This is a genomic window from Clostridium thailandense, from assembly GCF_019207025.1.
Taxonomy (GTDB): domain Bacteria; phylum Bacillota; class Clostridia; order Clostridiales; family Clostridiaceae; genus Clostridium_AM; species Clostridium_AM thailandense.
On the sequence record NZ_JAEEGC010000072.1, the window covers coordinates 12,603 to 37,890 of the forward strand.

Annotated in this window: 21 protein-coding genes and 1 other annotated feature; of the genes, 6 read left to right on the top strand and 15 right to left on the bottom strand. The window is 30.0% G+C overall.

The window, feature by feature from the left end; translation table 11 throughout:
- Positions 1-226 precede the first annotated feature (226 nt).
- The 3 genes from I6U48_RS15235 to I6U48_RS15245 all read right to left on the bottom strand — a co-directional run bounded on the left by I6U48_RS15235 (position 227) and on the right by I6U48_RS15245 (position 4,979).
- Positions 227-1,957, bottom strand: a complete 1,731-nt coding sequence (locus tag I6U48_RS15235) for a DUF4153 domain-containing protein (protein ID WP_218321327.1) — start codon at positions 1,955-1,957, stop codon at positions 227-229.
- A gap of 320 nt (positions 1,958-2,277) precedes the next feature.
- Positions 2,278-3,564, bottom strand: a complete 1,287-nt coding sequence (gene serS, locus I6U48_RS15240) for a serine--tRNA ligase (protein ID WP_218321328.1) — start codon at positions 3,562-3,564, stop codon at positions 2,278-2,280.
- Between the two features lie 80 nt (positions 3,565-3,644).
- Positions 3,645-3,853, bottom strand: a binding site (T-box leader).
- Positions 3,854-4,208: 355 nt separating this feature from the next.
- The gene (locus tag I6U48_RS15245) at positions 4,209-4,979 is read right to left on the bottom strand and encodes a DUF2087 domain-containing protein (protein WP_218321329.1); all 771 of its coding nucleotides are present in this window, start codon (positions 4,977-4,979) and stop codon (positions 4,209-4,211) included.
- Between the two features lie 248 nt (positions 4,980-5,227).
- On the opposite strand from I6U48_RS15245, the gene I6U48_RS15250 reads away from it, so the two are divergent.
- The 4 genes from I6U48_RS15250 to I6U48_RS15265 all read left to right on the top strand — a co-directional run bounded on the left by I6U48_RS15250 (position 5,228) and on the right by I6U48_RS15265 (position 6,974).
- A complete protein-coding gene (locus I6U48_RS15250) occupies positions 5,228-5,581 on the top strand; it encodes a DUF2500 domain-containing protein (protein ID WP_218321330.1) in 354 nt (117 codons plus the stop codon).
- 355 nt (positions 5,582-5,936) lie between these two features.
- Positions 5,937-6,299, top strand: a complete 363-nt coding sequence (locus I6U48_RS15255; protein ID WP_218321331.1) for a DUF2089 domain-containing protein — start codon at positions 5,937-5,939, stop codon at positions 6,297-6,299.
- Between the two features lie 21 nt (positions 6,300-6,320).
- Positions 6,321-6,710 carry an SHOCT-like domain-containing protein gene (locus I6U48_RS15260; protein ID WP_218321332.1) on the top strand — a complete coding sequence of 130 codons (390 nt, stop codon included), beginning with the start codon at positions 6,321-6,323 and terminating at the stop codon, positions 6,708-6,710.
- Positions 6,711-6,722: 12 nt separating this feature from the next.
- Positions 6,723-6,974, top strand: coding sequence for a hypothetical protein (locus I6U48_RS15265; RefSeq protein ID WP_218321333.1), 252 nt, complete (start codon positions 6,723-6,725; stop codon positions 6,972-6,974).
- A gap of 397 nt (positions 6,975-7,371) precedes the next feature.
- Here the strand turns inward: I6U48_RS15265 and I6U48_RS15270 are convergent, their stop codons facing one another.
- The 4 genes from I6U48_RS15270 to I6U48_RS15285 form a co-directional block, all read right to left on the bottom strand.
- On the bottom strand, positions 7,372-8,043 hold the full coding sequence (locus I6U48_RS15270) for a DUF421 domain-containing protein (RefSeq protein WP_218321334.1): 672 nt from the start codon (positions 8,041-8,043) through the stop codon (positions 7,372-7,374).
- Positions 8,044-8,093: 50 nt separating this feature from the next.
- Positions 8,094-8,465 (bottom strand): DUF4363 family protein, encoded by a 372-nt coding sequence (locus tag I6U48_RS15275; protein WP_218321335.1) that lies wholly within the window; start codon positions 8,463-8,465, stop codon positions 8,094-8,096.
- A gap of 249 nt (positions 8,466-8,714) precedes the next feature.
- Positions 8,715-10,127 (bottom strand): HD domain-containing protein, encoded by a 1,413-nt coding sequence (locus I6U48_RS15280; protein ID WP_218321336.1) that lies wholly within the window; start codon positions 10,125-10,127, stop codon positions 8,715-8,717.
- Between the two features lie 13 nt (positions 10,128-10,140).
- Positions 10,141-13,368, bottom strand: a complete 3,228-nt coding sequence (locus I6U48_RS15285) for a response regulator (protein ID WP_246615376.1) — start codon at positions 13,366-13,368, stop codon at positions 10,141-10,143.
- Between the two features lie 363 nt (positions 13,369-13,731).
- On the opposite strand from I6U48_RS15285, the gene I6U48_RS15290 reads away from it, so the two are divergent.
- Positions 13,732-14,799, top strand: a complete 1,068-nt coding sequence (locus I6U48_RS15290) for a uroporphyrinogen decarboxylase family protein (RefSeq protein ID WP_218321337.1) — start codon at positions 13,732-13,734, stop codon at positions 14,797-14,799.
- 84 nt (positions 14,800-14,883) lie between these two features.
- Here the strand turns inward: I6U48_RS15290 and I6U48_RS15295 are convergent, their stop codons facing one another.
- The 3 genes from I6U48_RS15295 to I6U48_RS15305 all read right to left on the bottom strand — a co-directional run bounded on the left by I6U48_RS15295 (position 14,884) and on the right by I6U48_RS15305 (position 18,471).
- Positions 14,884-15,099, bottom strand: a complete 216-nt coding sequence (locus I6U48_RS15295) for a heavy-metal-associated domain-containing protein (RefSeq protein ID WP_218321338.1) — start codon at positions 15,097-15,099, stop codon at positions 14,884-14,886.
- Positions 15,100-15,191: 92 nt separating this feature from the next.
- Positions 15,192-17,642 (bottom strand): heavy metal translocating P-type ATPase, encoded by a 2,451-nt coding sequence (locus I6U48_RS15300; protein ID WP_218321339.1) that lies wholly within the window; start codon positions 17,640-17,642, stop codon positions 15,192-15,194.
- Between the two features lie 340 nt (positions 17,643-17,982).
- Positions 17,983-18,471 (bottom strand): prolyl-tRNA synthetase associated domain-containing protein, encoded by a 489-nt coding sequence (locus tag I6U48_RS15305; RefSeq protein WP_218321340.1) that lies wholly within the window; start codon positions 18,469-18,471, stop codon positions 17,983-17,985.
- A 234-nt stretch (positions 18,472-18,705) separates the two neighbouring features.
- Between I6U48_RS15305 and I6U48_RS15310 the strand changes: the two genes are divergently transcribed.
- The gene (locus I6U48_RS15310; RefSeq protein WP_218321341.1) at positions 18,706-19,404 is read left to right on the top strand and encodes a hypothetical protein; all 699 of its coding nucleotides are present in this window, start codon (positions 18,706-18,708) and stop codon (positions 19,402-19,404) included.
- A 662-nt stretch (positions 19,405-20,066) separates the two neighbouring features.
- On the opposite strand, the gene I6U48_RS15315 is transcribed toward I6U48_RS15310, so the two are convergent.
- From I6U48_RS15315 to I6U48_RS15335, 5 genes are all read right to left on the bottom strand, one after another.
- Entirely contained in the window at positions 20,067-20,507 is a 441-nt protein-coding gene (locus tag I6U48_RS15315) for a DUF2889 domain-containing protein (RefSeq protein ID WP_218321342.1), read from the bottom strand.
- 61 nt (positions 20,508-20,568) lie between these two features.
- Entirely contained in the window at positions 20,569-21,099 is a 531-nt protein-coding gene (locus tag I6U48_RS15320) for a PadR family transcriptional regulator (protein WP_218321343.1), read from the bottom strand.
- Positions 21,100-21,403: 304 nt separating this feature from the next.
- Complete coding sequence (locus I6U48_RS15325) at positions 21,404-23,053, bottom strand: C1 family peptidase (RefSeq protein ID WP_218321344.1); 1,650 nt, start codon at positions 23,051-23,053, stop codon at positions 21,404-21,406.
- 173 nt (positions 23,054-23,226) lie between these two features.
- On the bottom strand, positions 23,227-24,780 hold the full coding sequence (locus I6U48_RS15330) for a methyl-accepting chemotaxis protein (protein ID WP_312891034.1): 1,554 nt from the start codon (positions 24,778-24,780) through the stop codon (positions 23,227-23,229).
- Between the two features lie 252 nt (positions 24,781-25,032).
- The gene (locus tag I6U48_RS15335) at positions 25,033-25,254 is read right to left on the bottom strand and encodes a YdbC family protein (protein WP_218321345.1); all 222 of its coding nucleotides are present in this window, start codon (positions 25,252-25,254) and stop codon (positions 25,033-25,035) included.
- Between the last annotated feature and the right edge of the window lie 34 nt (positions 25,255-25,288).

The following is a 25,288-nucleotide window of genomic DNA, read 5'->3' on the forward strand; positions in this document are numbered from 1 at the left end:
CCCTCCGTTATTACATTTTGCAATTATTATTTTACATTATATCATTATATGCGAAAATAATATATGAATTCGTTAAAAAAATATATATTTTTTTAACGAATTCATATTGGGTGAAATTAACAAAAATTGCACTTGCAAAATATTATAACATTAAATAGCCGTATTAACTTTACTTAATTAATACAGCTAAACTAGATAGAGAGATTATTTATAATTTTAAACTTCTCTATTTTTTTATTTTAACAAGCATATAAAAGTCAAATCCTTTAGCATTAGTACCTTCACTTCTATTGCCAAAAATATTTGAAAATATAAATTTAACCTTAACTTTTTCATTCTCTTCAATTAAAGTCATTTCTTCAGAAGACAGTGAATTTCCTTTTGAAGATACACCATATTTATCTATAAGGTTTTGAACAAAAGAATTTAAATTTTTAGTGTAAATTTCATTTCCCTTGTAAATTATCTTTATAATAGATGTATCATAATTATATGAGGCAATTAAATAAGAACTTGACATATTCGAATCATTGCTAAGATTTTTCACATCAAAAAAATAATCATATCCTGTTATATCGATATATTTTTTTGAATCATTTCTTACAAAGTTAAATTGCTCCATTGGTGATCCATAATTTTCAAGCATAAAAGGAAATCCAAACACACTGCTCATGTCATCTAACTTAAATCCTTTAGGAATGTGCTTAACATCATTAAGACTATGATTTTTTTCAAAATAGTCAAGTATATTGCTAATTTCATACTTATCGTTTTGAGAAACATTAGGTTTACTTTGTATTTTATCATCTTTAATCATTTCATTTTTTATGAGAATTTTTTCAAATCTACTATTCTGACTCATTTTTGAAATTTCATAGCTGCTCTGTGGTCCAAATACAGAAATCAGAATAACTATAGAGAGTGTAGTAGGAATTATTATATTTTCAGGCCTTTTAGTAAATGATAAATAAATCATTATAAAAAATAACCATATACCTAATATAGCGACAAAATATCTTCTTTCTGTAACTCCATAAGCATTTATTCTTATTCCTATAGAAATAAACATCATTATTATAGGAGGAAGGATAATCTTTGGTGAAAGTTTCAAAAAAATACTTGACCATGAATTTTCACTCTTAATAGGAGTAATAAAAAACAATACTATTGTAACTATAATTGAATACCATAAAACCAGATGTGAAACTATACCAACTGGCCATTGGGCTGTTACTGCTATTTTCCCAAAATAAATATATAGTATTATTGTATACGTTGTCAAAAGGGGCATTATAATATATAAAATCAATATTCTTAAAAGTTTAGGATAAGATTTTGTAATTATCTTCTCATTGTTATCTGGTATTTGCGAAAGAAAATATAATAAGAAAAATATAAATATTACAAAAAGCCAGGTATAATAATATATTTTTCCTAGAATTCTTATTCCAAGTAACTTATCAATTGTAAATAAAATTGCAGATAACCCAGAGTATAATACAATAGAATAGATCATAGTCACAAAAAAGCTTGTAAATACAACTATTATATACATTTCAAATTGCTCTCTTTTTAAGAGGTAAGGTATAAAAAGAAATGCTAAGTATAATGAAGCACTTACAGCAATATATCTTGTAATGGGCAGCATATCCATGGTTTTCAAAAATAAAAAGTAATAAACAATCAAAAGCAAAATACCACTTAGATAATAAATTATGGTTTTATAAATATTTCTTTCATCTATTTTTTCAAGACAAAGCTTTATGCAAAGTGAAACCGGAATACCTAAGGCAAATATCATAGCTACTCTTTTTAATAGATTATCTTTAGATACTGTTTCAGATATTAGTATAAGTACTAAAGCGGTAGAAGCTGAGAAAGCTATAGTCAAAGGAAATCTTTTAATACTTAAATAAAATCCACTTAAGATTTTTTTCATGTACAGTGCAATTTTCATAAAATCACCTCATAGATTTATTATTAAATGTAAATATTTCCATATATTTATTGTAGTATATCCTGTTTTTTATAAAAATAATAAGTTCCTCTTTCGCCTAAAAGTGCTCTCAAATTCCAAATAATTGATTTTTTAAAAATTTATAATAACTTAACAGAAATGAATGCAAAATATCTCGAAAAACATTTTTATAACGAAAAAACTTCTAAAAATAAAAAAATAGATAAACTTGTGTTTATACAAAATTTATCTACTTTTTATTAAACTCCCATCAGATTCATACAGAATTCTGAAAATCTAATATAGCTTTTCAAAAGAATCTATTTATTTGTTTTAATTACTGTCATACCGCCCATATATGGTTGTAATACAGTTGGAATATTTATAGAACCATCTGCATTTAAGTTGTTCTCTAAGAAAGCGATTAACATTCTTGGAGGGGCAACAACTGTATTATTTAATGTATGTGCAAAATATTTACCATCTTTACCATCAACACGAATTTTTAATCTACGTGCTTGAGCATCACCTAAATTTGAACAACTTCCTACTTCAAAGTATTTTTTCTGTCTAGGAGACCAAGCTTCTACGTCTACTGATTTTACTTTTAAATCTGCTAAGTCACCTGAACAGCACTCCAAAGTTCTTACTGGTATATCTAAAGAACGGAATAAATCTACTGTATTTTGCCATAGCTTTTCATACCACATCATACTGTCTTCTGGCTCACATACAACAATCATTTCTTGTTTTTCAAATTGGTGAATTCTGTATACTCCTCTTTCCTCTATACCATGAGCTCCTTTTTCTTTTCTAAAACAAGGAGAGTAACTAGTAAGTGTGTGTGGTAAAGATTCTTTTGGTAGTATTGTATCAATAAACTTACCAATCATAGAATGTTCACTAGTTCCGATTAAGTATAAATCTTCACCTTCTATTTTATACATCATAGCATCCATTTCAGCAAAGCTCATAACACCAGTTACAACTTCGCTACGAATCATAAAAGGTGGAATACAATATGTAAAACCGCGGTTTATCATAAAATCTCTAGCGTAAGAAATTACTGCTGAATGAAGTCTAGCAATATCTCCCATTAGGTAGTAGAAACCGTTTCCAGCAACCTTTCTAGCACTATCTAAATCAATACCATTAAATCTTTCCATAATATCAGTATGATATGGAACTTCAAAATCAGGTACAACTGGTTCTCCAAAACGTTCAACTTCCACATTTTCACTATCATCTTTACCAATTGGAACACTTGGATCAATTATATTTGGAATAGTCATCATAATCTTTTTTATTCTTTTTTCAAGTTCATCTTCTTTTGCTTCCAATTGAGCTAAACGTTCTGAATCTGCAGTAACTTGTTTCTTCATTTCTTCTGCTTCTTCTTTTTTACCTTGACCCATTAATGCGCCAATTTGTTTTGAAACCTTGTTTCTTCCAGCTCTTAAAGCATCTGCTTCCTGTTTTGCATTTCTAAGGTCAGCATCTAAAGCGATTACCTCATCTACTAAACCAAGTTTATCATCCTGAAACTTCTTCTTAATATTCTCCTTAACTATTTCTGGATTCTCTCTTACAAATTTTAAATCTAACATATTTTTTCCTCCTAACAAGTTGTAAATAATATTTGTGTCTTTAAAGCTATTAAGATTAAAAAAACTCCCATCCCATATATAAATGGGACGGAAGTAATCCGCGTTGCCACCCAAATTGCCGTTCCCTAATAAGAACCAGCCACTCAACAGTAGTAATATAAAGGATACTAACCTTTCGATTTATCACCGATAGCTCCAAAAGTGGAAAGATTTAACCTTTCACCGATTCACACCACCCATCGGCTCTCTGAAGAAATTCATAAATCGTAGCTTTTATCAACACTAATTTTTTATATTCTATATTATATGTCAATTATACATAATTTTATACCAATTTACAAGTAAATATTTAGCTTATATTTTTTTGCCAACTATAAAATCTTAAAATTGTCAAATGCCCATATTTTAGTTCCATTGCTTGCAAATCATTACATAACAGTTTCAAGGAATATGTTTGCTTCCAATCTCCTTTAATTCACTAAAAACTTCTTTTAAGATTTATATCTAACTCCAACATAAAATTCCCCTACCTTCCTTACACTATACTGAATGGTAACTCAAGCCATTCATTTTCCCAATAACAAAATAATAACACTTAAAGTGCACTTTAAGTCAAAGGTCTCCATCTATCCAATTTCTACTTTTTACTCCTTTACCCAATATCTATTACAATCATTCGTTCTTTCAATAAACCCATATTCTATCAAAGCTCTTCTTATACTTGCATAATCCTGATATATTCTTTTTAAAATTCTGTTAATTTCTTTTTCTGAATAAGTCTTTCCTTTAGAAAAATTATTGCATATCTCTTCTAATACAATAATTTTTTTCTTTTCTTTAGAAGGATAAATTTTTAATGCACCAGTATCATCCATATATGTTTTTATAGTATCTTCTTTTTCCTTATCTGTAATATTATATCTATCATCTAAATTAGTTGCTGTTTTATGAGGGTCACATATAACCTCTTCTTCTAGCTTATTAATCTTTTTCTTTGTACTATTTGTTAACAAATCCATTATAACTAAAAATAATTTAGACTGTTTCTCCTTTTCTCTTAGCTTATATCGATGATTTCTTATAGTTGATTGAGCAACTCCAAGCTTTTGTGCAACTTCTTTATCTGATAATCCTTGTGATATCAGAGCTATCAGTTCTCTTTGCACATCTGATACTCCTATAAAAGCTGAGTTCATCCCCAATAAGTACTCAAGCATAGATCCGTGGCTTTCTCCTATGTGAATCTCTGCTGCTTTTTTAGCATCGTATAATTCTGATTGTATTTCATATATACGCCCTTTTTCAAATACTTCTTCACAAATTATACACTTATACTCCTCTTCCCTTTCTGTAAATCCCTTTTTTACTTCATCCATCGTTGCATTCCAGAATGATTCATTTGATTTTGTATCCATAAAATCAACTTCCTTTCAATTGTTAATATAATTACCCTACTATTATATCATAATATACATAAAATTAATTTTTGTCTATATATAAATAAACATTTTTGTTTTATGTTTATAAATTTGACATTTTACAATCTATCTACTTATATTTTATCTTGCATTTTCAAACTTACTTTAAGTTTTTCATATTTATTGAAACTAAATAAGCTATAAGATATAATAAATATATAATTTACCAAGTGCGGAGGTAAAAGATGCTCTTTGATATAATATTTTACATCGTACCGATCTTTATCTTTATTATTTCTATAACCATTATTATTAAAGGAATTAGTCAGTGGAAATATAATAACAGTCAACCAACTTTAATGGTCTCAGCAAAATTAATCTCTAAACGCGCCAATGTTTCAACAACAATGCACAATCACCCCGATGGAGTTGGAACACATTTTGATTCTTCAACAAGCTATTATTTAACCTTTGAAGTTGAAGGCGGCAGCCGATTGGAATTTCATGTAGGCGGCCATGAATTCGGGTTGTTAGTTGAAGGAGATACTGGAAAACTAAAATTTCAGGGTACAAGATATCTTGGTTTTGACCGTCAATAGAAACTCAATAAAAAAATGCGTCTCAAGTTATATATTTGATGACGCATTTTTTAGTTCATAAACATAGGATGGCTGTCACAGAGTGCGCGGGAATAAAAAACGGGTAGTCATCGGATAAAATGTTGTAGTTTGCTATGATTATATACAAAATGATAGCATCATCTTACAAAAGGACTTACTTTATTGTAATTGTCCTTTTTATTTTTAAATTTTTACTCAATACATATTTAAATAAATTAATATAATAATAAATTATTTTTAATTTATTATATTTAATTTTTAATTTTTTTAATTTTAATATTGAATTATTGAATTATTAGTAGTATATTATAAATATACAAAGGAGAGTGATAGTTTGGCATACAAAGTTGTTAGTAAATGCCCAGTTTGTTCCTCCAAACTTTTCATTTCAAAATTAAAATGTTCTAAATGTAGTACTGTAATTGAAAATGATTTTGAAATGTCAAAGTTTGAGTATCTCTCAGGGGATCAATTAAGATTTGTAGAAGTCTTTTTAAAAAACAGAGGAAACATAAAAGATGTTGAAAAAGAACTTGGCATATCGTACCCTACAGTTCGTGCAAAATTAGATGAGGTTATAGGTGCTCTTGGATATAAAATATCAAAGGAACCGTCAATAGACAAAAAGAAAATAGTTGATATGTTAGATAATGGAGAAATAACCCCAGACCAAGCCATTAAGATGTTAAATGAATAATTTATTAAAGGAGAGTTTAAAATGAATGAAGAAATATCAAAAATATTAAAAATGGTACAGGAGGGTAAAATAACTTCTGAAAAAGCTGAGGAACTTATTGAAGCACTTAATAATAAAACTACTGTTGTTACAACTTTGGGTAACACCTCAAATGACGATGACATTCTAAATAAAATGCTAAAAATAAAAGTTATTTCTCACGACGGTGACAATGTGAATGTAAATCTTCCAGTTAAATTTATAAAGACCGTACTCAAAACTCTTGGAAAGATCCCAATGACTGATAACATAAAGGGAATGGAACACCTTGATTTAAATCTTATTTCTGATGCAATAGACAATGGTCTTTCAGGAAAGATCGTAGATGTAAAAAGCGGCAATGGTGATCTAGTAGAAGTTAGTATAGAGTAAAGAGGCCTCCCTATGAGAGTATATGTTAAAACAAATAAAATGGCATTTATAATACCCTTACCTAATGCACTTTTAAAGCTTGGAGTTTCACTTATAAGAACTCCATTCATACAAAAATATATACCTGAAAAAGATAAAAAATATATAAACATTATTAATTTTAAAGAGCTTTCAAATTGTATTGATATTTTAAAGGAATACAAAGGCCTAAAAATTGTAGATGTTCACTCAAAAGATGGAAATCATGTAACTATAACTTTATAGGTGAAACGTCAATTTTTATCTGTAAGGATAAAAAAACAAAATTTTAAAAAACTTATTATTTTATATGTATGAATAGTGTTTTCTCTTCCTCTTTATATAAGTTTTCCCAGAACTTATATAAAGAGGAAACACTTAATTAAAGTTAGGTCCTAAAGAGGCGTAAATAATGCTATTTCTATGATTATAGTCCTGTATCTCAGAGGTATAATCTATGGACTACTGGAATAAAAACAGTATTTTATGTAGATACTATCAGCAGTATTTTCACTTCTTATAAACTATAAAAACTCAAATGTTTTCATTTTAAAAACAGTCTCAAATTTGAATAATCATCTTATTATTTCTCTGAAACTAAACAATATTTGAAGTAACATTATTATCTTTTCAAGTATTTTGTCTATTTCCTTAATATAACTACATTCCAACATGAATCCAATTCTGCTAAAGCCACTTCATTCTTATATTCTTTAACACCTTGTTTTTTGAGTTCTCCTAAAAGCCAAGATTCGCTTTTTTCTATGTGTTTTAAATTTACATAATCTATGCTACCATCAATAATTAGCGGTAAAGTAATGGGGTTATTTGCTGCTTGTATATTTAGATCTTTTAATGTAACAGGCTTATTTTCAGCCTTCGGAAAAACGGATAAGTTTCCTTGTGGCTCAAAAAATGCAGTTTCCACATCTGAGACCTTGTCATACCCTTGTTGCCTTAGGAGCCCCTCCAGCTGATTCAAACTAAAATTTAATCTTTTGAGAACTTCCATATTAATTTGCCCATTCTCTATGACTTTAGTTGCTGTATGCTCAAAAAATGCAGTGAATTTATTCACAATGGCTAATCGAGCTGCAACAGCTATTAGAATCACTAAAAATCCAATACCATAAACTGATTTTATAACCACTTTATCTACTAATGGCTCAGATGCCACATTAGCCAGTATCATTAATCCTGCAATTTCATAAGCGGTCATTTCCGCCATCGCCTTTTTTGTCATTATTCTTGTTGCCAAATAAGTAAAAAAATATACTAAAAACACTCTTATGGAATAACTTACAATTATAAACATTAAAGCCTCCAAAAAAATTTTAACATTTTACCCAATGCTCAAGTTCCTATTTATGGTCCAGAGAAAGGTTTTATAACCAGATTTATTGTTTCTCTTAATGCACCTATATACTCTAAAGCACTGTCTTGTTTATATTTTACGGTTATTTCTAACTGTCCAATTGTATGTTCAAAAACCGTTAACGCCTCTGTAGCATTGTTCATCTGAATAAACATTCTATTTTTCATAAAATTATCTTTTAACTTCGCAGTATACTCGCTTGCTTGAGTCCAATTATTCATTTCAATACTTTCTTCAATTGTATTCAACTGATTCTTCATTGAATTTAGTGGTAAAATGCGTTGAAAGACCATCCACATCACAACAAATGCAAGAATCCAAGTAAGTGCTATCTTGTACCTTACTTCATATCTGTCAAACATTTTTTACACCTCTGATAAATTTAATTTTGCCTAGCATAGTTTACTAAATCACTACTTTTCCTTATTGTTTATTATCACAAATTTAAAGCCAATTATGCTTTTAAAAAACAAAGTTATTGATTTTCTTTTAGTATTTATGATTACTTTTATCTTTAATTTACATAATATTATATTTGTTAACAGTAATTCAAAAATATAAGAGGTCATTGCAACCCCTTAAAAAAATAAGTAAAACACTTTTATATTAATTTAACTACGATTCAAAATCTTTAAAAAAGCACTAACAATCTTTGGGTCAAAATAAATACCTGAATGATTTCTGATAAAATCTATAACTTCATTTTTCGAAACAATTTCGTATTTGTTAATCATTGAATCATAGGTGTCTAAAACTGAAATAATACGTGAGTTCAAAGATATGTTTTCTTCCTTAAGTCCTTGAGGATATCCACTGCCATCCCACATTTCATGATGACTTAAAATATCTATTGCAATAGGTGCTATATCTGGTAAGGCATTAGCTATTCTATAGCCTATTTCACAATGACTTTTAAATATATTTTCCTCTTCTAGTGTAAGATCTGGATTTTTTTCGATTATATAATCGGGGATAGCTGTAATCCCTATATCATGAAGCAATGCTAAAAGCTTTAAGTTATCAATCTGTTTAATAGTAAGTCTAAGTTCTTTCCCCATTTCACTGCATAACTCTTTAAGTCTGTTACTATGAGCCTCAGTTCCAAGCGAGCGTTCATGTAAAATCTTAACCAAGGTAGATATTATTGAATTTCTAATACTTTTGCTCTCTGTTAATTTATTATTATACATTCTATCTTCGGCAATTTTGTAGATATTCATAATATCTTGACCCATATGCTCCTTTACAGAATAACCAAATGATATGCTAGGCTTTATAGGATATTTTTTAGCATTAGAGCATTTATCTTTAATTCTATCTATAATATTTTCAGCTTCTGAAATATTTGTTTTAGGCAGTAAAATGAGAAACTCATCTCCACCAATTCTTGCTGCTATTTCATCTTCCCTACATTCATCTTTTATTATATCAGCTATTTTTTTCAGTAATACATCTCCTGCTTCATGTCCAAAGGCATCATTTGTAAGCTTTAAGCCATTTACATCCCCCATAATGAGCGCAATAGGAAGATTTCTCTCTGCATCTATTCTTCTCATGTTCTCTTCGGAATATCTCCTATTATATAATCCTGTTAGCTTATCATGATAGCTAAGATAAATTATTTCCTCTTTTCTTATCATAAGATCAATCGCATTTTTAACTTTTAAGGGTAATGATATTTTCATTGCTTCTTCACTAAGAGGTTTTGAAAAATAATCATAAGCACCAAGACTCAAAGCCTTCTCAATGGCCTGCTTATCTGATGTACCAGTACACACAATTACAGGTATATCCATCAAATTAACATCTTCCTTCATTTCGTTCAAAATTTCAAATCCATTCTTTTCTGGCATGATTATATCAAGAATGCATACATGTATATTGTTTGACAAAAGCTTGTCCGAAATATCCAGTCCATTATCAGCTTCAAATATATTTGCACTTTGGAGTCTTTTTCTAATAATTTCACCAATCATTTTTCTTTCAATAGGAGAATCATCAATAATCATTATATTTCCTATCATAAACTAGCCCTCCTTATTTCTCTAGATAGTTATATAACAGCTTCTCCATTTTATCTATTATAGAAATTAACAAATGAATATCACCATTTTTCACTGCTTCTTCAGCTAACAATGCATTCTTAGCTATATCATTAGCCCTTACATTCCCTGCTGAACCTTTTAATTGATGCAAAAAATTACCAATTTCAATCAAATCATTATTTCCTATATCTTCTTTAATCTTAGCTAAAAGTTTTTTTGCCTGTCTACAGAAATCTTCCAATAATTCCTCACAGAATTCTTTTTCCAATCCAGATTGCTCCATTAAGTCAACTGCAACTTCGGAAAAACAGGAACTTTTAGTTTTTTCTTTATTTTCATCCTCAAGCACCTTACTATACTTTTGGATCATATTTAAAACCTGATCTAAATTAAATGGTTTGCTCAAATAATCGTCCATACCAGCTTCTAAGCACTTATTATCGTCACCTTTCATAGAGTATGCAGTCATAGCTACAACAGGAGTATGTTTTTTATCTCCCTCCGCAGCACGTATCTTTCTTGTTGCCTCATAACCATCCATAACTGGCATTTGACAATCCATAAATATAATATCGTATGCTTTAGATTCACAAGCTTTTAAGGCCTCTGATCCGTTAATAGCAATATCGCAAGTAAATCCTTTCATTTTTATAAGTGTAACAAAAAATTTTATATTTATATCATTATCTTCAACTAATAGTATCTTTAATTTATTATTATGTTTAGCTTCTTCTGCAATATGCTTAGTAATAAACGCATGCCCCTGTTCTTCTTTTAAATTTTTATCTGCAATAACCATCGCCACACAATCAAGCAGATCACTCCGTTTATAAGGCTTTGAAATATATCCTGAAAACTCTTTTTCTTTTGCCTGTTTTGCTTCTGAATTAGTAGTTACTGACGTTAAAAGTATAAGTGGAATATCCTTTAAAGAATTCATTTTCTTTATTGCTGCCGCTAACTCAAACCCAGACATTCCTATCATTTTATAATCAACTAAAATCGCATTGTATGAATTTTGGTAATTTTCAAACTTATTCAAAACCTCCGCTGGACTTTCTGCTTCATCTACTACTCCTCCAACTTCTTCAAGGTATACTTTTGCTATATAACGATTCATTTTATAATCATCTATAACTAGTATTTTTTTACCATTGATGATAGAATAATCAGGAATATTTGGAATTACTGAATCTCTTGACTTATCCAATGTTAAATTAAAGGTAAAAGTTGTTCCTATGTCTTTTTCGCTTATAAGACTTATTGATCCACCCATCATTTCAACCAAGCGCTTGCATATTACGAGTCCCAGTCCAGTTCCACCATACTTTCGTGTAGAAGAAGAATCAGCCTGGTTAAAGGGTTTGAAAAGTTTGTTAATTTCCGCCTTTGTCATACCTATTCCAGTATCCTTTATTTCAAAAGAAATTTCAACATCTTTATCGGTTTCTTTTACCATTGAAGCTTCTATAAACACCTCACCTTTATCAGTAAACTTTACTGCATTACTGACTAAATTGCTTATAACTTGCCTTAATTTTGTAGGATCGCCTATAACAAAGTTTGGTATAGCTGAGCTGATAAGCATATTTAGTTCAAGTCCTTTTTCCCTTGCCTTAGCATCATATAGGAATATAGTCGTCTCAACTGCCGAACGTATATCAAAAGGAATATATTCGTTTTCCATCCTTCCAGCTTCAATTTTTGAAATATCAAGTATATCATTAATAACCGAAAGTAATGTATCTGTGGAAATTTTTATTGTCTGAACATAATCTTTTTGATAGCTATCTAATTCCGTGTTTTCAAGAAGATGTAAAAAGCCAACAATTCCATTCATAGGCGTTCTTATTTCATGACTCATATTGGCCAAAAATTGGCTCTTCGCCATATTTGCCTCTTCTGCTGCTTCTTTTGCAAGAATTAGTTCATTAGTTCTATCTTTGACCTTTTCTTCAAGATTATTTATTAGTGAATTTAATTCTTCAGCCATCTGGTTAAATCCCTTAGATAATTTACCAATCTCATCTTTCCTAAAAATCTTGGCTCTTTGAGACAGATTCCCCTTTGAAAACTCTTCTATAACTCCTATTAAATGATTAATTGGTTTAAGAATAAATCCTGTACTTTTTATATGAATTATGATGGCTAAAATAAGAGTAATAATTGCCAGTAATATAGAAGTATTCTTATTACTTTTTATTTCCTTAGTAAATACACTCTCTGGTACAGAAGTTATAATCACCCAGTCTAATCCATATTTTTTATATTCTAATGTTGTTATACGAAACTTCTCGTTGCCCTGTTTTGAAATAAAGTTATTTTTTGAAGTATCTTTGTAGTTTACATAAGCTTCTCTAATTGGATTATTTTCAATTTCTCCAATTGAAAATCTTCTAATATTTCCATCTGGAAGGTCTTGAAAATTAGGCTTATCCAATGAATTTGCAATAAGATATCCTGAATTCTTTTCAATAATATACATAGTAGCTGAGTTATCTTTTGCATTCCTTTTTAAAGCTTCGTTTAACCGTGAAAGAGTTATATGTGTACCTAATACCCCTTGAAGCTTTCCCATCTCATTATAAATAGGATATGCTGCAGATAACACTAAATCATCTTTTGCAAAATGCTTATAGATACTTGAGAAAACAGGAGTTCTTTTCTCCTTTGCCATAATATACCAATCTCTCTTTCGAGGATCAAATTCGCCATAATCTTTTATAAAACTTCCTTCAGTTAAATCATTATTTGTCGTATAATATAAAGAATGCCCATTAGTCTCAGCGCCACTTCTATATAGCTCTATTTTATTTTCTTGATTTTTTCGAGCTCCATAATATTCTCCACTCTCGGTACCGAAACTAAAACTGTATATTTCCTCATTACTTGATTTTATCACTCCAACAAAATAAGCATCACGTTGTCTTTTGTTCTGTATATCTACTATTTTGTTTTGAATTAAATAATGATTAATTTCATTATTACTTAAAGGAACAGTTAGTAGAGTTTCTATTTCGTTGAAAGTATTTTGATTTATATCATACTCCATTTTTATAATAGTATTATCCATAGACGTTTTCCAGCTTGACAGTATAATGCTTGTTATAATAACTATCATGATGGTCATAAGTGCAATAAATGAAATGCTAATTAATAACCTCAGTGAACCTCCACGCTTGATCATATCAATAATTTTTAATTTTACTTTACCAAACATGAATATCACATCCTTCTCAAGTTCATTAATTCAAATATCTTATATTAAATTTCATCCCCTTTTAGTATATTTACAATTCCTATTGAATAATAAGAATTATCTTCTCTATATTATAAATTATAACTGCTTAGAAAATAATAATGCAATAGTTATCGAATTATTTTTTAACTTTTCTGAAATTTCTCTCTAATTCACTATTTTCTATTAATATATTGTTTTAAGACTCATACTACTATAAACTATATTTCATTATATCAAAATCTTATAGAAGAGATTTAAGCTATTAATATTTAATATGGTTATAGAAAGTTTAACATTGTAATGATAGAATTCAGATATGAATATAGAAAGGTGATGATTTAATTGTTTAAAGAAGAAATGACTCCAAAAGAGAGAGTAGAAGCTTTTTCTAGAGGAGAAGAAATTGATAGATTAATATGCGTTCCTGATATGGGAGTTACCATGGTACCTTTTATTGGAGTTACAGCTAAAGAATATTATCATTCAGCAGAGCTTATGGCAAACTTGGAAATAGCTTTATTTAAAAGACTTCGCCATGATGGTGTAAGTATATCTACTAGTCTTAGGGGAGTCGCTGAAGCTATGGGGTCTAAAGTAGGTTATCCCGATTATGGTATATCTTATTTAATAGAACCAGCTATAAAATCTGTAAATGAAATAGAATCTCTTAAAATTATAGATCCTCTAAAAGATGGTAATCTTCCAGTTTTAATCGAAGCTATAAAGCTTACTAGAGATGCCCTTATAGATGAAGTAGATGTTGGTGCTGCTATGTCAGGGCCTTTTAGTGTTGCAGCTTCCGTTGTAGGAACAGAAAATCTATTAAAATGGATGATTAAGTATCCTAAAAAAGTTCATACTTTAATGGATATTGTAGCAGAATGTAATAATAGATATATAGAGGAAGTGTCTAAGCTAGGTGTATCTATTGGATTTGCAGATCCAGTTTCATCTACCAGCCTTATAAGTCCAAAACAATTTAAAGAATTCTCTCTACCTGCCCTTCAAAAAAATATTAATAAAATAAAAGAAAAGACTGGAGGCTCTCCTGCAATACATATTTGTGGCAAAAGCAAAGGCATATGGGAAGACGTTGTAAATGCAGGCGTTTCTAATTTTAGTATCGACAATGCAGAGGATTTAGAAGAAGCTAAAGAACTAATTGGAGATAGAGTTGTTATCACTGGAAATGTTCCACCAGTAGATACTATATATGCGGGAACAAAAGATGATATTTTTAACTCAGTTAAAGAATGTATTAGAAAAGGTTATGATTCTAAAAAAGGTTATATTTTAAGTACAGGCTGTCAAATTCCAATGCATACGCCAATAGAAAAGGTTGAAATGTTTATGGAGGCAGGAAGAACCTATGGTAAATGTCCAATAGATTTGAAACTATTAAACGAGTAACAACGAAAGCTTCTTTACTCCTGCAAAAACACCTCCAATCTGTCATTTTATACAGTTTAGAGGTGTTTTCACATTTACTTTTAATTAAGCTTCTTCAATGCCTACTACTTCATATCCAGCATCTTCAATTGCAAATTTTATATCTCCATCGCTAACTTCGCCACTAGCTTCAATTACTGCAGTTTTTAATTCTAAATCAACATTTACATTAGTTACTCCCTTAAGATCCTCTAAAGCATTTTTCACATGGTTAACGCAATGTCCACAACTCATTCCTTCAACTAATATCTTCTTTTTCATTTTAATTTCTCCCTTCATTTATGTAATTTATATGAATAACAAAATCAGAAAGTTGACCTATTTAGAATAAGCCAGCTTTCGGTTTTGTTTATTTATACCGTTGGCTTAAAACCTCTTAATCTTAATGCATTTGTCAATACTGATACTGAGCTTAAACTCATAGCAAGGGCAGCAATCATTGGATTTAGTAATGGCCCTCCTAACATATATAAAACTCCCATGGCTACTGGTATTCCTAATGTATTATATCCAAATGCCCAAAATAAATTTTGCTTGATGTTTGTTATAGTTTTTTTGCTTAAATCTATCGCTGTTACTACATCCTTTAGATCGCTTTTCATAAGAACTATATCCGCAGATTCCATAGCTACATCAGTACCTGAACCTATTGCAATACCAACATCTGCTTGTGCTAATGCTGGTGCATCATTTATTCCATCTCCTACCATAGCTACTTTCTTATTTTCAGCTTGAAGTTTTTTAACCTCTTTTGCTTTATCTTGAGGTAAAACCTCTGCTAATACTCTGTCTATACCTACCTGTTTTGCTATTGCATCTGCTGTTTTTCTGTTATCCCCTGTAATCATTGCTACTTCTATTCCCATAGAATGAAGTTTTTCTATAGCTCTTCTGCTATTTTCCTTTACAGTATCTGCTACTGCAACTATTCCTATTAATTTATTTTCAAGCGCTACATACATAGGTGTCTTGCCTTCAGCTGCAAGTCTATTGGATTTATCCTCTAAATTCTCTAAGGAAATGTTGCTTTCAACAATAAGTTTTCTATTTCCTAAAAGAATTTTTTTGTTATCTATCATAACTTCAATACCATGACCTGGAATCGCTTTGAATAATTCTAACTTTTTAAGTTCCAAGCCTCTATCTTCTGCTCCTTTTACTATTGCCTCTCCAAGCGGGTGTTCTGACCCCTTCTCCGCAGAAGCCGCTAGCTGAAGTAAGTATTCTTCTTTTATATCTCCTGTAGTCACAATATCTGTAACCTTTGGTTTTCCTTCTGTTATTGTTCCTGTTTTATCAAACACTATAGTCTGTATTCTGTGTGCTGTTTCAAGTGCAGTACCACTTTTTATAAGTACACCATATTCAGCACCTTTTCCAGTTCCAACCATTATAGCCGTCGGAGTAGCAAGTCCTAGTGAACATGGACAAGCTATTACAAGTACGGATATAAATATAGTAAGAGAGAATACTCCTGATTTTCCATACATAAACCAACCTAGTGAGGAAATCAATGCAAGTGCAATTACTATTGGAACAAAATATCCAGATATTACATCCGCAAGTTTTGCTATTGGTGCTTTAGAGCCTTGAGCTTCTTCTACCAATCTTACAATTTGAGCTAATGCTGTATCTTTACCAACTCTTGTAGCCTTATATCTTATAGAACCATTCTTATTTATACTTGCTCCAATAACCTTATCACCTACATTCTTCTCTACCGGTATACTTTCACCTGTAAGCATAGACTCATCCACAGAAGTAACCCCTTCGACAACTTCCCCATCAACAGGAAACTTTTCGCCTGGTTTTACTACCACTACATCATCAACTTCTACTTCATCAATAGGAAGTTCTTCTTCTTTATTATTTCTAATTACTACTGCTGTTTTTGGTGCAAGTCCCATAAGCTTCTTAATAGCTTCAGAAGTTTTTCCCTTAGCCACTGATTCTAAATATTTACCTAAGGTTATTAATGTAAGTATTACTCCTGCCGATTCAAAATACAAGTGATAACCATAATTTCCCGAAAGTATCTGTACTACTGAAAAAATACTATATAATACTGCTGCTGAAGAACCTATTGCTATAAGTGAATCCATATTGGGACTTCCTTTAAACAGAGTCTTAAAACCTACAGTAAAATACTTCTTGCCAGCAACTATAATAGGTGTTACTAGTATAAGTTGTATAATTGCATATCCTTTTTGATGCATCATAGGATCAATAACCGGTGGAAGCATATAGTTAAACCATTCTAAAATCATTGGTCCCATGGCAATTATAAGAAGAGGAACTCCAAACACTGCTGATATTATAAATCTATTCCATAAATTTTTTATTTCCTGTTCTTTCTTATTTTTATCCTCATCTATTTTAACTTCTTCTTCTAACGCTTTATATCCTGCTTTTTCTATTGCCTTTTTAATGTCAGATACTCTAATCTTAGCTGACTCATAGTTTACAGTTAACTTCTCTGTGGCAAAATTCACATTAGCTTCAGTAACGCCATCCAGCTTTTTTGAGGCCTTTTCCACTGCTTTAGCACAAGCTGCACAAGTCATTCCCTCTATTTTTAGCGTTTTAGTAACAGTTTCAACTATAGCTTTATATCCTGCCCTTTCTATAGCTGCTTGTATATCCGTAAAAGCTATCTTAGCTTCATCATAATTTACATTTAATTTCTCTGTAGCAAAATTCACGCTAGCTTCAGTAACGCCATCCAACTTTTTTGAAGCCCTCTCCACTGCTTTAGCACAAGCTGCACAGGTCATTCCTTCTATTTTTAATGTTTTACTTAACATTAGCTTTCCTCCTTTGCTCGATATTTTCACTTTATCTCCCCTCCCCTAGGGGGGGCTATACAATAATAATACTCTTTTTTATAAACTATTGCAACACTATTTTAGATTTTATTTTCTCATAAATTTCTATTTCTTATACATCTTCTTTATAATAATACTTTATTCTTGTAAAGAACTTATGAAGACAATATCCTAACCTAAATAAATCTCCTAAAATACAATAAAAGATGTACTTTAATATTTTAACTAAACTTCATTATATTATGAAGAAAACCTCCTTATGTTTATTTTATAAAATCCATTAAAACACAAAGAGGTTACCAGTTAATTAGGTTTTCAATTAGATAGTTACATATGTAATTTTGTTTCCATTCTGCTCTACGACTTTTATCAGGTCCTCAAAAGAAATCCAAACTGTTGCAGTATTATCATTAGGATGCACTCCGAGCTTGGTCCTTCCTAGTAAATCATTATCAAAAGCCACCTCCACAGAAGCATTTATATCATTTATTACTCCAAGTGGTGTTACCTCTCCTTTTTGAAGCTTTAAATATTTATCCAGTCTTTCTGCAGATGCGAAACTAAGTCTTGTAGAACCTAACTGTTTTTGAATATTTTTAAGATCAGCTTTTTTATCTTTGTCTAAAACTACAAGGAAATGCCTTTTTCCCTTTTCATCTCTAAGAAACAAGTTCTTACATACATCACCCTGAAATGTTATACCCAAATTATCCATTTCTTCTATCGTAAAAACGGCAGGATGATTAACAACCTCATATTTAATATTTAATTCATTTAATTTTTCAAATACCTTTTCTTGCGCATTCACTAATTTTTCCTCCCTCAATTTGATAAATGTAAATTATAGAAATTATATCACTATTTCTACAATTTTACATCATCTAAATTTTTATATGCCTTTATAATATGTACTAAAGCAAATATATATATAATCATATGAGAACGTGTATAATTTATTTTAAAATACTATTTAGTGATATTAATAATTAAACGATAAAATAAATAGTGGTTATGAAGTAAAAAAGGGGGGTAACTTATTAATATGGATATCGCGGGAATTAAAAGCACTAATATATCAATTTATGATACTAAAGATGATACAAAAAAAATAAATAGTAAAACTGATACTGAAAAAGCTCAAGAAAAAACACAAACCTTAGGGACTGATACCTTTGTTAAATCTACAGAAAATGATGCAGAGCCTTCGACTTATAAACCTGTAAAAAAGAAACTTTCTACAGAAGAAGTTGCAGAATTAAAAGAGGATCAAGCTAACGCTAAAGCAGATTTGATAAAAAGATTTATAGCTGACACATTAAACAATCAAAATAAATTGCTTGGAAGGTCAAAGGAAAATGAAGTTCCTGGAATGTCAAAAGAAACTACAGACTTACTTACTAAGGCCTTTGGTTCTATAGAAAAAGCATATCCTCCACTGGCAACGACTCCAGAAGGTGCACAGCAGGCAATATCAGAAGGCGGAGCATATTCCGTAAATGCAGTGGCAGATCGTATTATGACTCTGGCAAAATATATAGCCGGAGATGATCCTAATAAGTTACAACAAATGAGAGATGCAGTAGAAAAGGGCTTTTCAGAAGCAGGATTGGTTTTTAAAAATGCAACAAGCAGTGGATTACCTCAAATTTGTGAAGATACGCATACGGAAATCATGAGAAGATTTGATGAATTACAGGGTAAAACCAGTACTAATAATGAACAAACTGAATCTACTAAATAGGTAAACATATTTGTAAAGACTGCTTCAAATGAATACATTGTTTCACTTTTTGAATTAGTTTCAAGATCAGCAAGATAATCATCTTCAATAATATAAACATCATATTTTTGAGCTAAACTCAATATCTGACTTTTTTGATCGTTATTTAATGAAAACCCAGTAGGATTTTGGAATCTAGGCTGTAGATAAAAAAACTTTATATCTTCATTTTTAAAAATTTCCTCAAGCTCGTTGATATCAAATCCATTAATCTCTCTGCTAATACCTATAGTCATAACATTTATCATACCAGTATGCTCAATAAATAGTTATAACTAAAAATCATGATGTACTGGAGGAGAAATTATGAATTATAGCTTTGAAAAGATGACCAATGGATTTCCTGCTTATGTTATAAAAAATGAAGTCAAATGTGACTTAAGGGAAAAACATTTCTAATTTCCCTTAAGCCACATTTAAGAAGATCTTACCTACTTACAACGACATCATTTAAACCGCTTTGAATAATAAATACAGTAATAACTATATCAAATATAGTTAACTATACTTGATTGTTGTGCAAAGTTAAATTACGGAATCTTTTCTGTTCTTAACAAATAAGCTAGATATGCATTGGACGGATTTACAAAATAAGATACTATGTCCCATTGCTATTTGACAATTTAAAGCATTGAATGAGCAAGACATGCATCTTTAAGATCTGTTCTTATCATGTTATCCCATTGCTCATATTTCATTTCTCCAGTCTTTAATTTATAAGGATAGTAATAATATATTATTCCTGGTACTGAAATATTAAGCAGTGTCATTACATTAGGGCACCCTTTTGCTCCCATAAATATTTTCATTGAATTTTTGATAAATTCATTATCAACCTTCATTCCTTTTAACTTTTCAGCTTTTTCTTCAATCAAAGCACAATGCTCTAAAGGAAATTTGTTAAATTTAATTGTTGCATCTTTTATAATCATTTCAATCATATCCATTTCTATTTCCATACCTATTTCATGATGTTCATCTGCTAATTGTGTTTTTACTACCCATATGTTTTTTTCCTTTTCAAAATAGTCAACGTTAAAATTACGACTTGATACTTTTTTCAATTTTTCTTCCTCCTTTTTATATTACTCAGGACTGAGTAATAGTGTAAATATAAAGAGATTATTAGTATAATCCCTCTATGGTCTTTTCTATCCATTTAAGTTCTGCTTCAAAATGATAAATATGATGCTCAAATATAGTTGTTGCACTAAATCTAGCACATTCTGGTAGAATATTTAAAGTGTTTAATTTATGTCTTTTTAATGCATCCAGCTTCAGTAAAATTTCCTGTTTTTTATTATTAAGTGTCTTTTTAAGTTCATCGTTATTAATTTTTTCTCTAAAATAAAAAACTCCATCCAGTGAGAATTCTGGTGAATAACTTTCCTCTAACTGCTCAATAAATAACTTATCAAAATATTTTTTTCCACTTAAAGTGATGCTGTATACTAATTTTTCTGGTCTGTTGCCATCTTTATCTAAAACCTCAGTGACATAACCTTTTTCCTTAAGCTTATCGAGATGATAGTAAATCGTTGGAAGCTTAATCTTTGCAAAATCTGATATTCTCTCCTCCATTATCTGTTTTAGCTTATAACCATGCTGAGACCCATACTGCTGTAGCAATCCCAGTATATAAAACGGGATTTTCATTTTTTCACCACCATTGCTCAGTACTGACTATTTTAGTATAAACCTATTTTTTCCCATTGTCAACTTTTAGCAAAGATTTTTTGTTTATTTATTCTGACTCGCCAACTTAACAAAAATAGACACTTAATTTATACAAGAAAAATATTGATGTCATAGAACGCATGCTTAAATACTTTAAAGTCAACTAAAATATTTATCTTGCCAAGATAATATCAATACACTCTAAAATATAAATCAAGTGTCTGTTATGGTTATTTATATTTAGATTTTAATCTTAAATTAATCAGTTTATCTCTATAAGGAACTACTCTATAGTGAACTCATATCTTAATGATTTTTTCAATGAGACATTCTCTTTAGAAGCAACCTTTTTATCAATATACAAGCAATAGGTTTCTCCACTCTTGTAGTAACTTAATGGAGTAACTCTCAATATTTTGTCGGAACCATAACTTATCTTTACATCAATTCTATTACCCGATGAATCAAGTACATATATATTTTCAGATGTTAATGTATCCTGATTTGCTTCTTTTGTAAATTTGATATTCCATTCCTTATTCGCAGCCACCTTGTATGGAATAACAGTTGTCGTTCCATCAAAATAAATATCTGGATCTGAATTATTTGAAACAGTTATATTTAAACTCACACTTATTAAAGAGCCTTCCGATATAGAATTAAAAGGTTGAACATATCTCACTATATTACCAGAAGATGAAGCCGTTTCTGTATAGCTATTACTCTCTACGGTACTTAATAACTTTTCATTTTCATCATATATCTTATAGCCACTTGCATTTACTGCCGCATCCCAGGTCAACTTAAATTTACCTCCTGAAAGTATTTCACTATTTACTTGTTGTATGTCATCTACAATTTTTCCATTAGTCATATCAGTATATACAATACCTTCAATAATATCATTTACATAAGCTTTGTAAGATATATAGCTAAATCCCTTGTCTCCCCAACTTGTTCCCCAAGAATTCGCAAGCTTAAAAGCACCTGTGCCATCTGAAGTAACAATAGAATCATCGTATCCAACTACAGCAATAGCATGTCCACCAATGTCTGATCTGTCTATAGTTATAATACTTGTACCATCTGATTTTATAGTTGGATCCTCAAATCTATATCCTATTTCCATTCCTGCTACCATGATATCTCCTGTATTTAAATATTGCTTGGTTTTCTGAATTATGTAATCTGAAGAATCTTCATATGTATATAATACTTCCCAATCTTTTATCTTGTTAACAGCAGCTTTTTGCTTTATAGCATTAGTAGGCTGTGTAGTATAATCTGGTGGATTATACGGAAAGTCCTTTAATGTAGCAGCTCCTACATTTTCAAGCAAGTCTCCTGCATCCTCAAGAGTACCTCCATCATCAGTGCCACCATTAATCTGATTGTATATAAATGACGGACTAAAAACATGATTAGATATTGCTGTATCTCCTGATTTAACATTCCATCCTATGTCCTTAGCTTGCTGAAATGTTCTTACATAATATCCAGTACTCCAAGCAACACAATCATTTTCTTGCTGATCTCCTATAGGCGGCAAATAAGAAGAACTCGAATAGTCAACCTTAGTAGGTAATTGCGACAAATTATAACCTGCAGATTTAAGTTTATTTTCTATAGATTTCCCTAAAGCAGAATTTTTAGTTGAATTCTTCGTAGTTTTCAAACCAGTCTTTCGCGATTCAATCTTTTCCTCCTTCACGATGGTCCATACGTTATCTTTATTTCTTAATAACTTTTTATAATTTTTCCCATCTTTTAATGTATAAATTTCCATCGTGTCTGTACTTAATTCATTTGTGTCCAATATTTTTTCCCCGTCTGAAATCGGGAAATTATCTGCCTTTACATTAGATCCTAATCTAAAAAGTACAGAAACAAAAAATAATACCACTATTATGGATGTCCTTTTCCATTTTTTCATTTTTATTTTACACCTCTTTTCGATTAATGTTTTTCCAATGAGTAAAAATTAACTTTTCATTGTAGTCCATTTAATTATAACCCATTTGTGTTACAATCTTGTCACAATGTATAGAAAAACTGCATTCACATAAGAATACAGCTCTCAGCAAAAATTTAATTTTTTATTTTACCTTAAATATCAACTTCAACTTTTAAATCTGCGCCAATAACTCCAACTAATTTATGCTCTGAAGTAAATATTGGCAAGGAAACTGTAACACAAGGACTAGAGGTTATTGCCGATATATATATTTGTGAAACAAAGTTCTTTCCCTTAGAACTCTCTTTAAACCACTGTCTAACATTTGCGTTAGCTATACCAGCGTTAGGGTTTGAATATATGAACTTACCTTTTATATCATTCGTCCAAATAGCTTCAATATAAGAATAATTTGATAAGCATTCATCAAGTATTTTTTTATGGGTTATTTCACTTAATTCTGCCAATTTGTAATTAGAAAGAAGTTCATTTTCTATGAGCTTAATTGTTTCATTACACTGAGTATTGATATTCTCCTTATTGGAATCTATAATGTCGCCATCTACTTTTTCTGATACTGCAGTCATAATTTTAGATGCATTTGTGAGAAGATCCTTCATCTTATCTAAGTCTTTTATACTGCTCGTCTGTTCTGTTACAGCGGCATAAACTTTATTTACACTATTGTTCATTTCATCAAAATTTTTTTCAAGAACGAAAAATTCATTATTTATATGATCTATTGCTTTATATTCCTTATCCACTATGTTTGTCATTCCTTCTGTCATAGAAAATACATTATTAAAGGATTTCTTAATTTTATTTAAAATTTCTTCTATATTTTGAGATAATTGAACACTTTTTTCAACATTTTTTTTATTTGGTCCCATATCATTCACTACAATTTCCATTTGATTTTCTATCTTGTCAATAAGCTTTGATATTTCAGAGACTGAATTTTGACTACTTTCTGCAAGAGTTCTAATCTCATTAGCAACTACACTAAAACCTCTTCCATGTTCTCCTGCACGAGCCGCCTCAATTGAAGCATTAAGAGAAAGTAAATTTGTTTGTGTTGCAATATCATTTACAGTATCTAATATTATGCTAATTTGCTTTGAAATCTGTTTTAATTCTTCAATACTACTTACAGTTTTATCTGTTGAAGACTTTATTTCTTTAATAGCTGCTACAATTTCTAATATCTCCTTAAGTCCTTTTGAAATTATATGTTTTGATTCATCAGACGTAGAGGAAATTTTGCTTGAGGCATTTTTTATATTTTCAAATAAACTTAAAACTTCTTTCATTTCATCTGCTGTACTTTTTACTTTTTCATAGCTAGTACTATTTAATTGAGATAGGTCATTTGTTTCATTTGTAAGTTGATTAGCACAGCAAGAAGTTTCTTCCATAGTAAAAGAAAGCTGTTGAGTTACTGAAGTAATTTGACTTGAAACTACTTGATTTTCAAAAATATCTTTTATTAATCCTTTTCTTAGAGAACTTAATAAGTCAGTTGTTTTTTTGATGATACCAGTACGTTCTATTCCTTCAAGATTAGAGGAATAATTGCCTTCCATAAATTCAGCTATAACACTATTTATTATCTTTATTCTTCTATTCATAAAATAGTTTGTAATCACAACACCTAGTATCAAACCTAATAGTAAATAAAAAACACCAATAAATACACTCCCCACCACCAGGCACCTTCCTTCGATTTGTCAACAAAATAGTTAAAAACTTTATATTTTCTTAAAAATTGTACTTAATTATATCATAATTAATATTTATCTACAAGCATGGTTTAGATAATTCTAATAATAATTGCACCGTAAAAGATTCTGTTAATTCTGCAAAACAACAACTATATACTTATCAAGACCAGAGTATAAAAATAAAAAAATCCTATATTCATTAAAATATCATAGGATTTTTTTATTTTTGTGCATTTATTATAATTCCATCTTATTCAAAATATCTCTTAGTTCTTTTAACTCTTCATTTGTTAAAGTTACTCCTTTTCCCATCTTTTTATGCTCAGGGTCCCAATCTCTAATATCAAATTTAGGAATTTTATCATTCCAGCTTATTAAAGTTAATTCTTTCTTCCAACCTTTTGTTGATTCTGAAAGGACTCCTATATTTTCTTTTATTTCATATTTTATATCTGCCATATGTGTATCTCCTTAACTTGCTTTTATATTTGTA

Bases quoted from the DNA above. Each gene is read 5' to 3' on its own strand.
- serS (WP_218321328.1), bottom strand. From the start codon at position 3,564: ATGTTAGATTTAAAATTTGTAAGAGAGAATCCAGAAATAGTTAAGGAG.
- I6U48_RS15335 (WP_218321345.1), bottom strand. From the start codon at position 25,254: ATGGCAGATATAAAATATGAAATAAAAGAAAATATAGGAGTCCTTTCA.
- I6U48_RS15310 (WP_218321341.1), top strand. From the start codon at position 18,706: ATGGATATCGCGGGAATTAAAAGCACTAATATATCAATTTATGATACT.
- I6U48_RS15325 (WP_218321344.1), bottom strand. From the start codon at position 23,053: ATGAAAAAATGGAAAAGGACATCCATAATAGTGGTATTATTTTTTGTT.
- I6U48_RS15245 (WP_218321329.1), bottom strand. From the start codon at position 4,979: ATGGATACAAAATCAAATGAATCATTCTGGAATGCAACGATGGATGAA.
- I6U48_RS15280 (WP_218321336.1), bottom strand. From the start codon at position 10,127: ATGATAGGAAATATAATGATTATTGATGATTCTCCTATTGAAAGAAAA.
- I6U48_RS15320 (WP_218321343.1), bottom strand. From the start codon at position 21,099: ATGAAAATCCCGTTTTATATACTGGGATTGCTACAGCAGTATGGGTCT.
- I6U48_RS15235 (WP_218321327.1), bottom strand. From the start codon at position 1,957: ATGAAAATTGCACTGTACATGAAAAAAATCTTAAGTGGATTTTATTTA.
- I6U48_RS15300 (WP_218321339.1), bottom strand. From the start codon at position 17,642: ATGTTAAGTAAAACATTAAAAATAGAAGGAATGACCTGTGCAGCTTGT.
- I6U48_RS15285 (WP_246615376.1), bottom strand. From the start codon at position 13,368: ATGTTTGGTAAAGTAAAATTAAAAATTATTGATATGATCAAGCGTGGA.
- I6U48_RS15270 (WP_218321334.1), bottom strand. From the start codon at position 8,043: ATGTTTATAATTGTAAGTTATTCCATAAGAGTGTTTTTAGTATATTTT.
- I6U48_RS15260 (WP_218321332.1), top strand. From the start codon at position 6,321: ATGAATGAAGAAATATCAAAAATATTAAAAATGGTACAGGAGGGTAAA.
- I6U48_RS15250 (WP_218321330.1), top strand. From the start codon at position 5,228: ATGCTCTTTGATATAATATTTTACATCGTACCGATCTTTATCTTTATT.
- I6U48_RS15275 (WP_218321335.1), bottom strand. From the start codon at position 8,465: ATGTTTGACAGATATGAAGTAAGGTACAAGATAGCACTTACTTGGATT.
- I6U48_RS15295 (WP_218321338.1), bottom strand. From the start codon at position 15,099: ATGAAAAAGAAGATATTAGTTGAAGGAATGAGTTGTGGACATTGCGTT.
- I6U48_RS15265 (WP_218321333.1), top strand. From the start codon at position 6,723: ATGAGAGTATATGTTAAAACAAATAAAATGGCATTTATAATACCCTTA.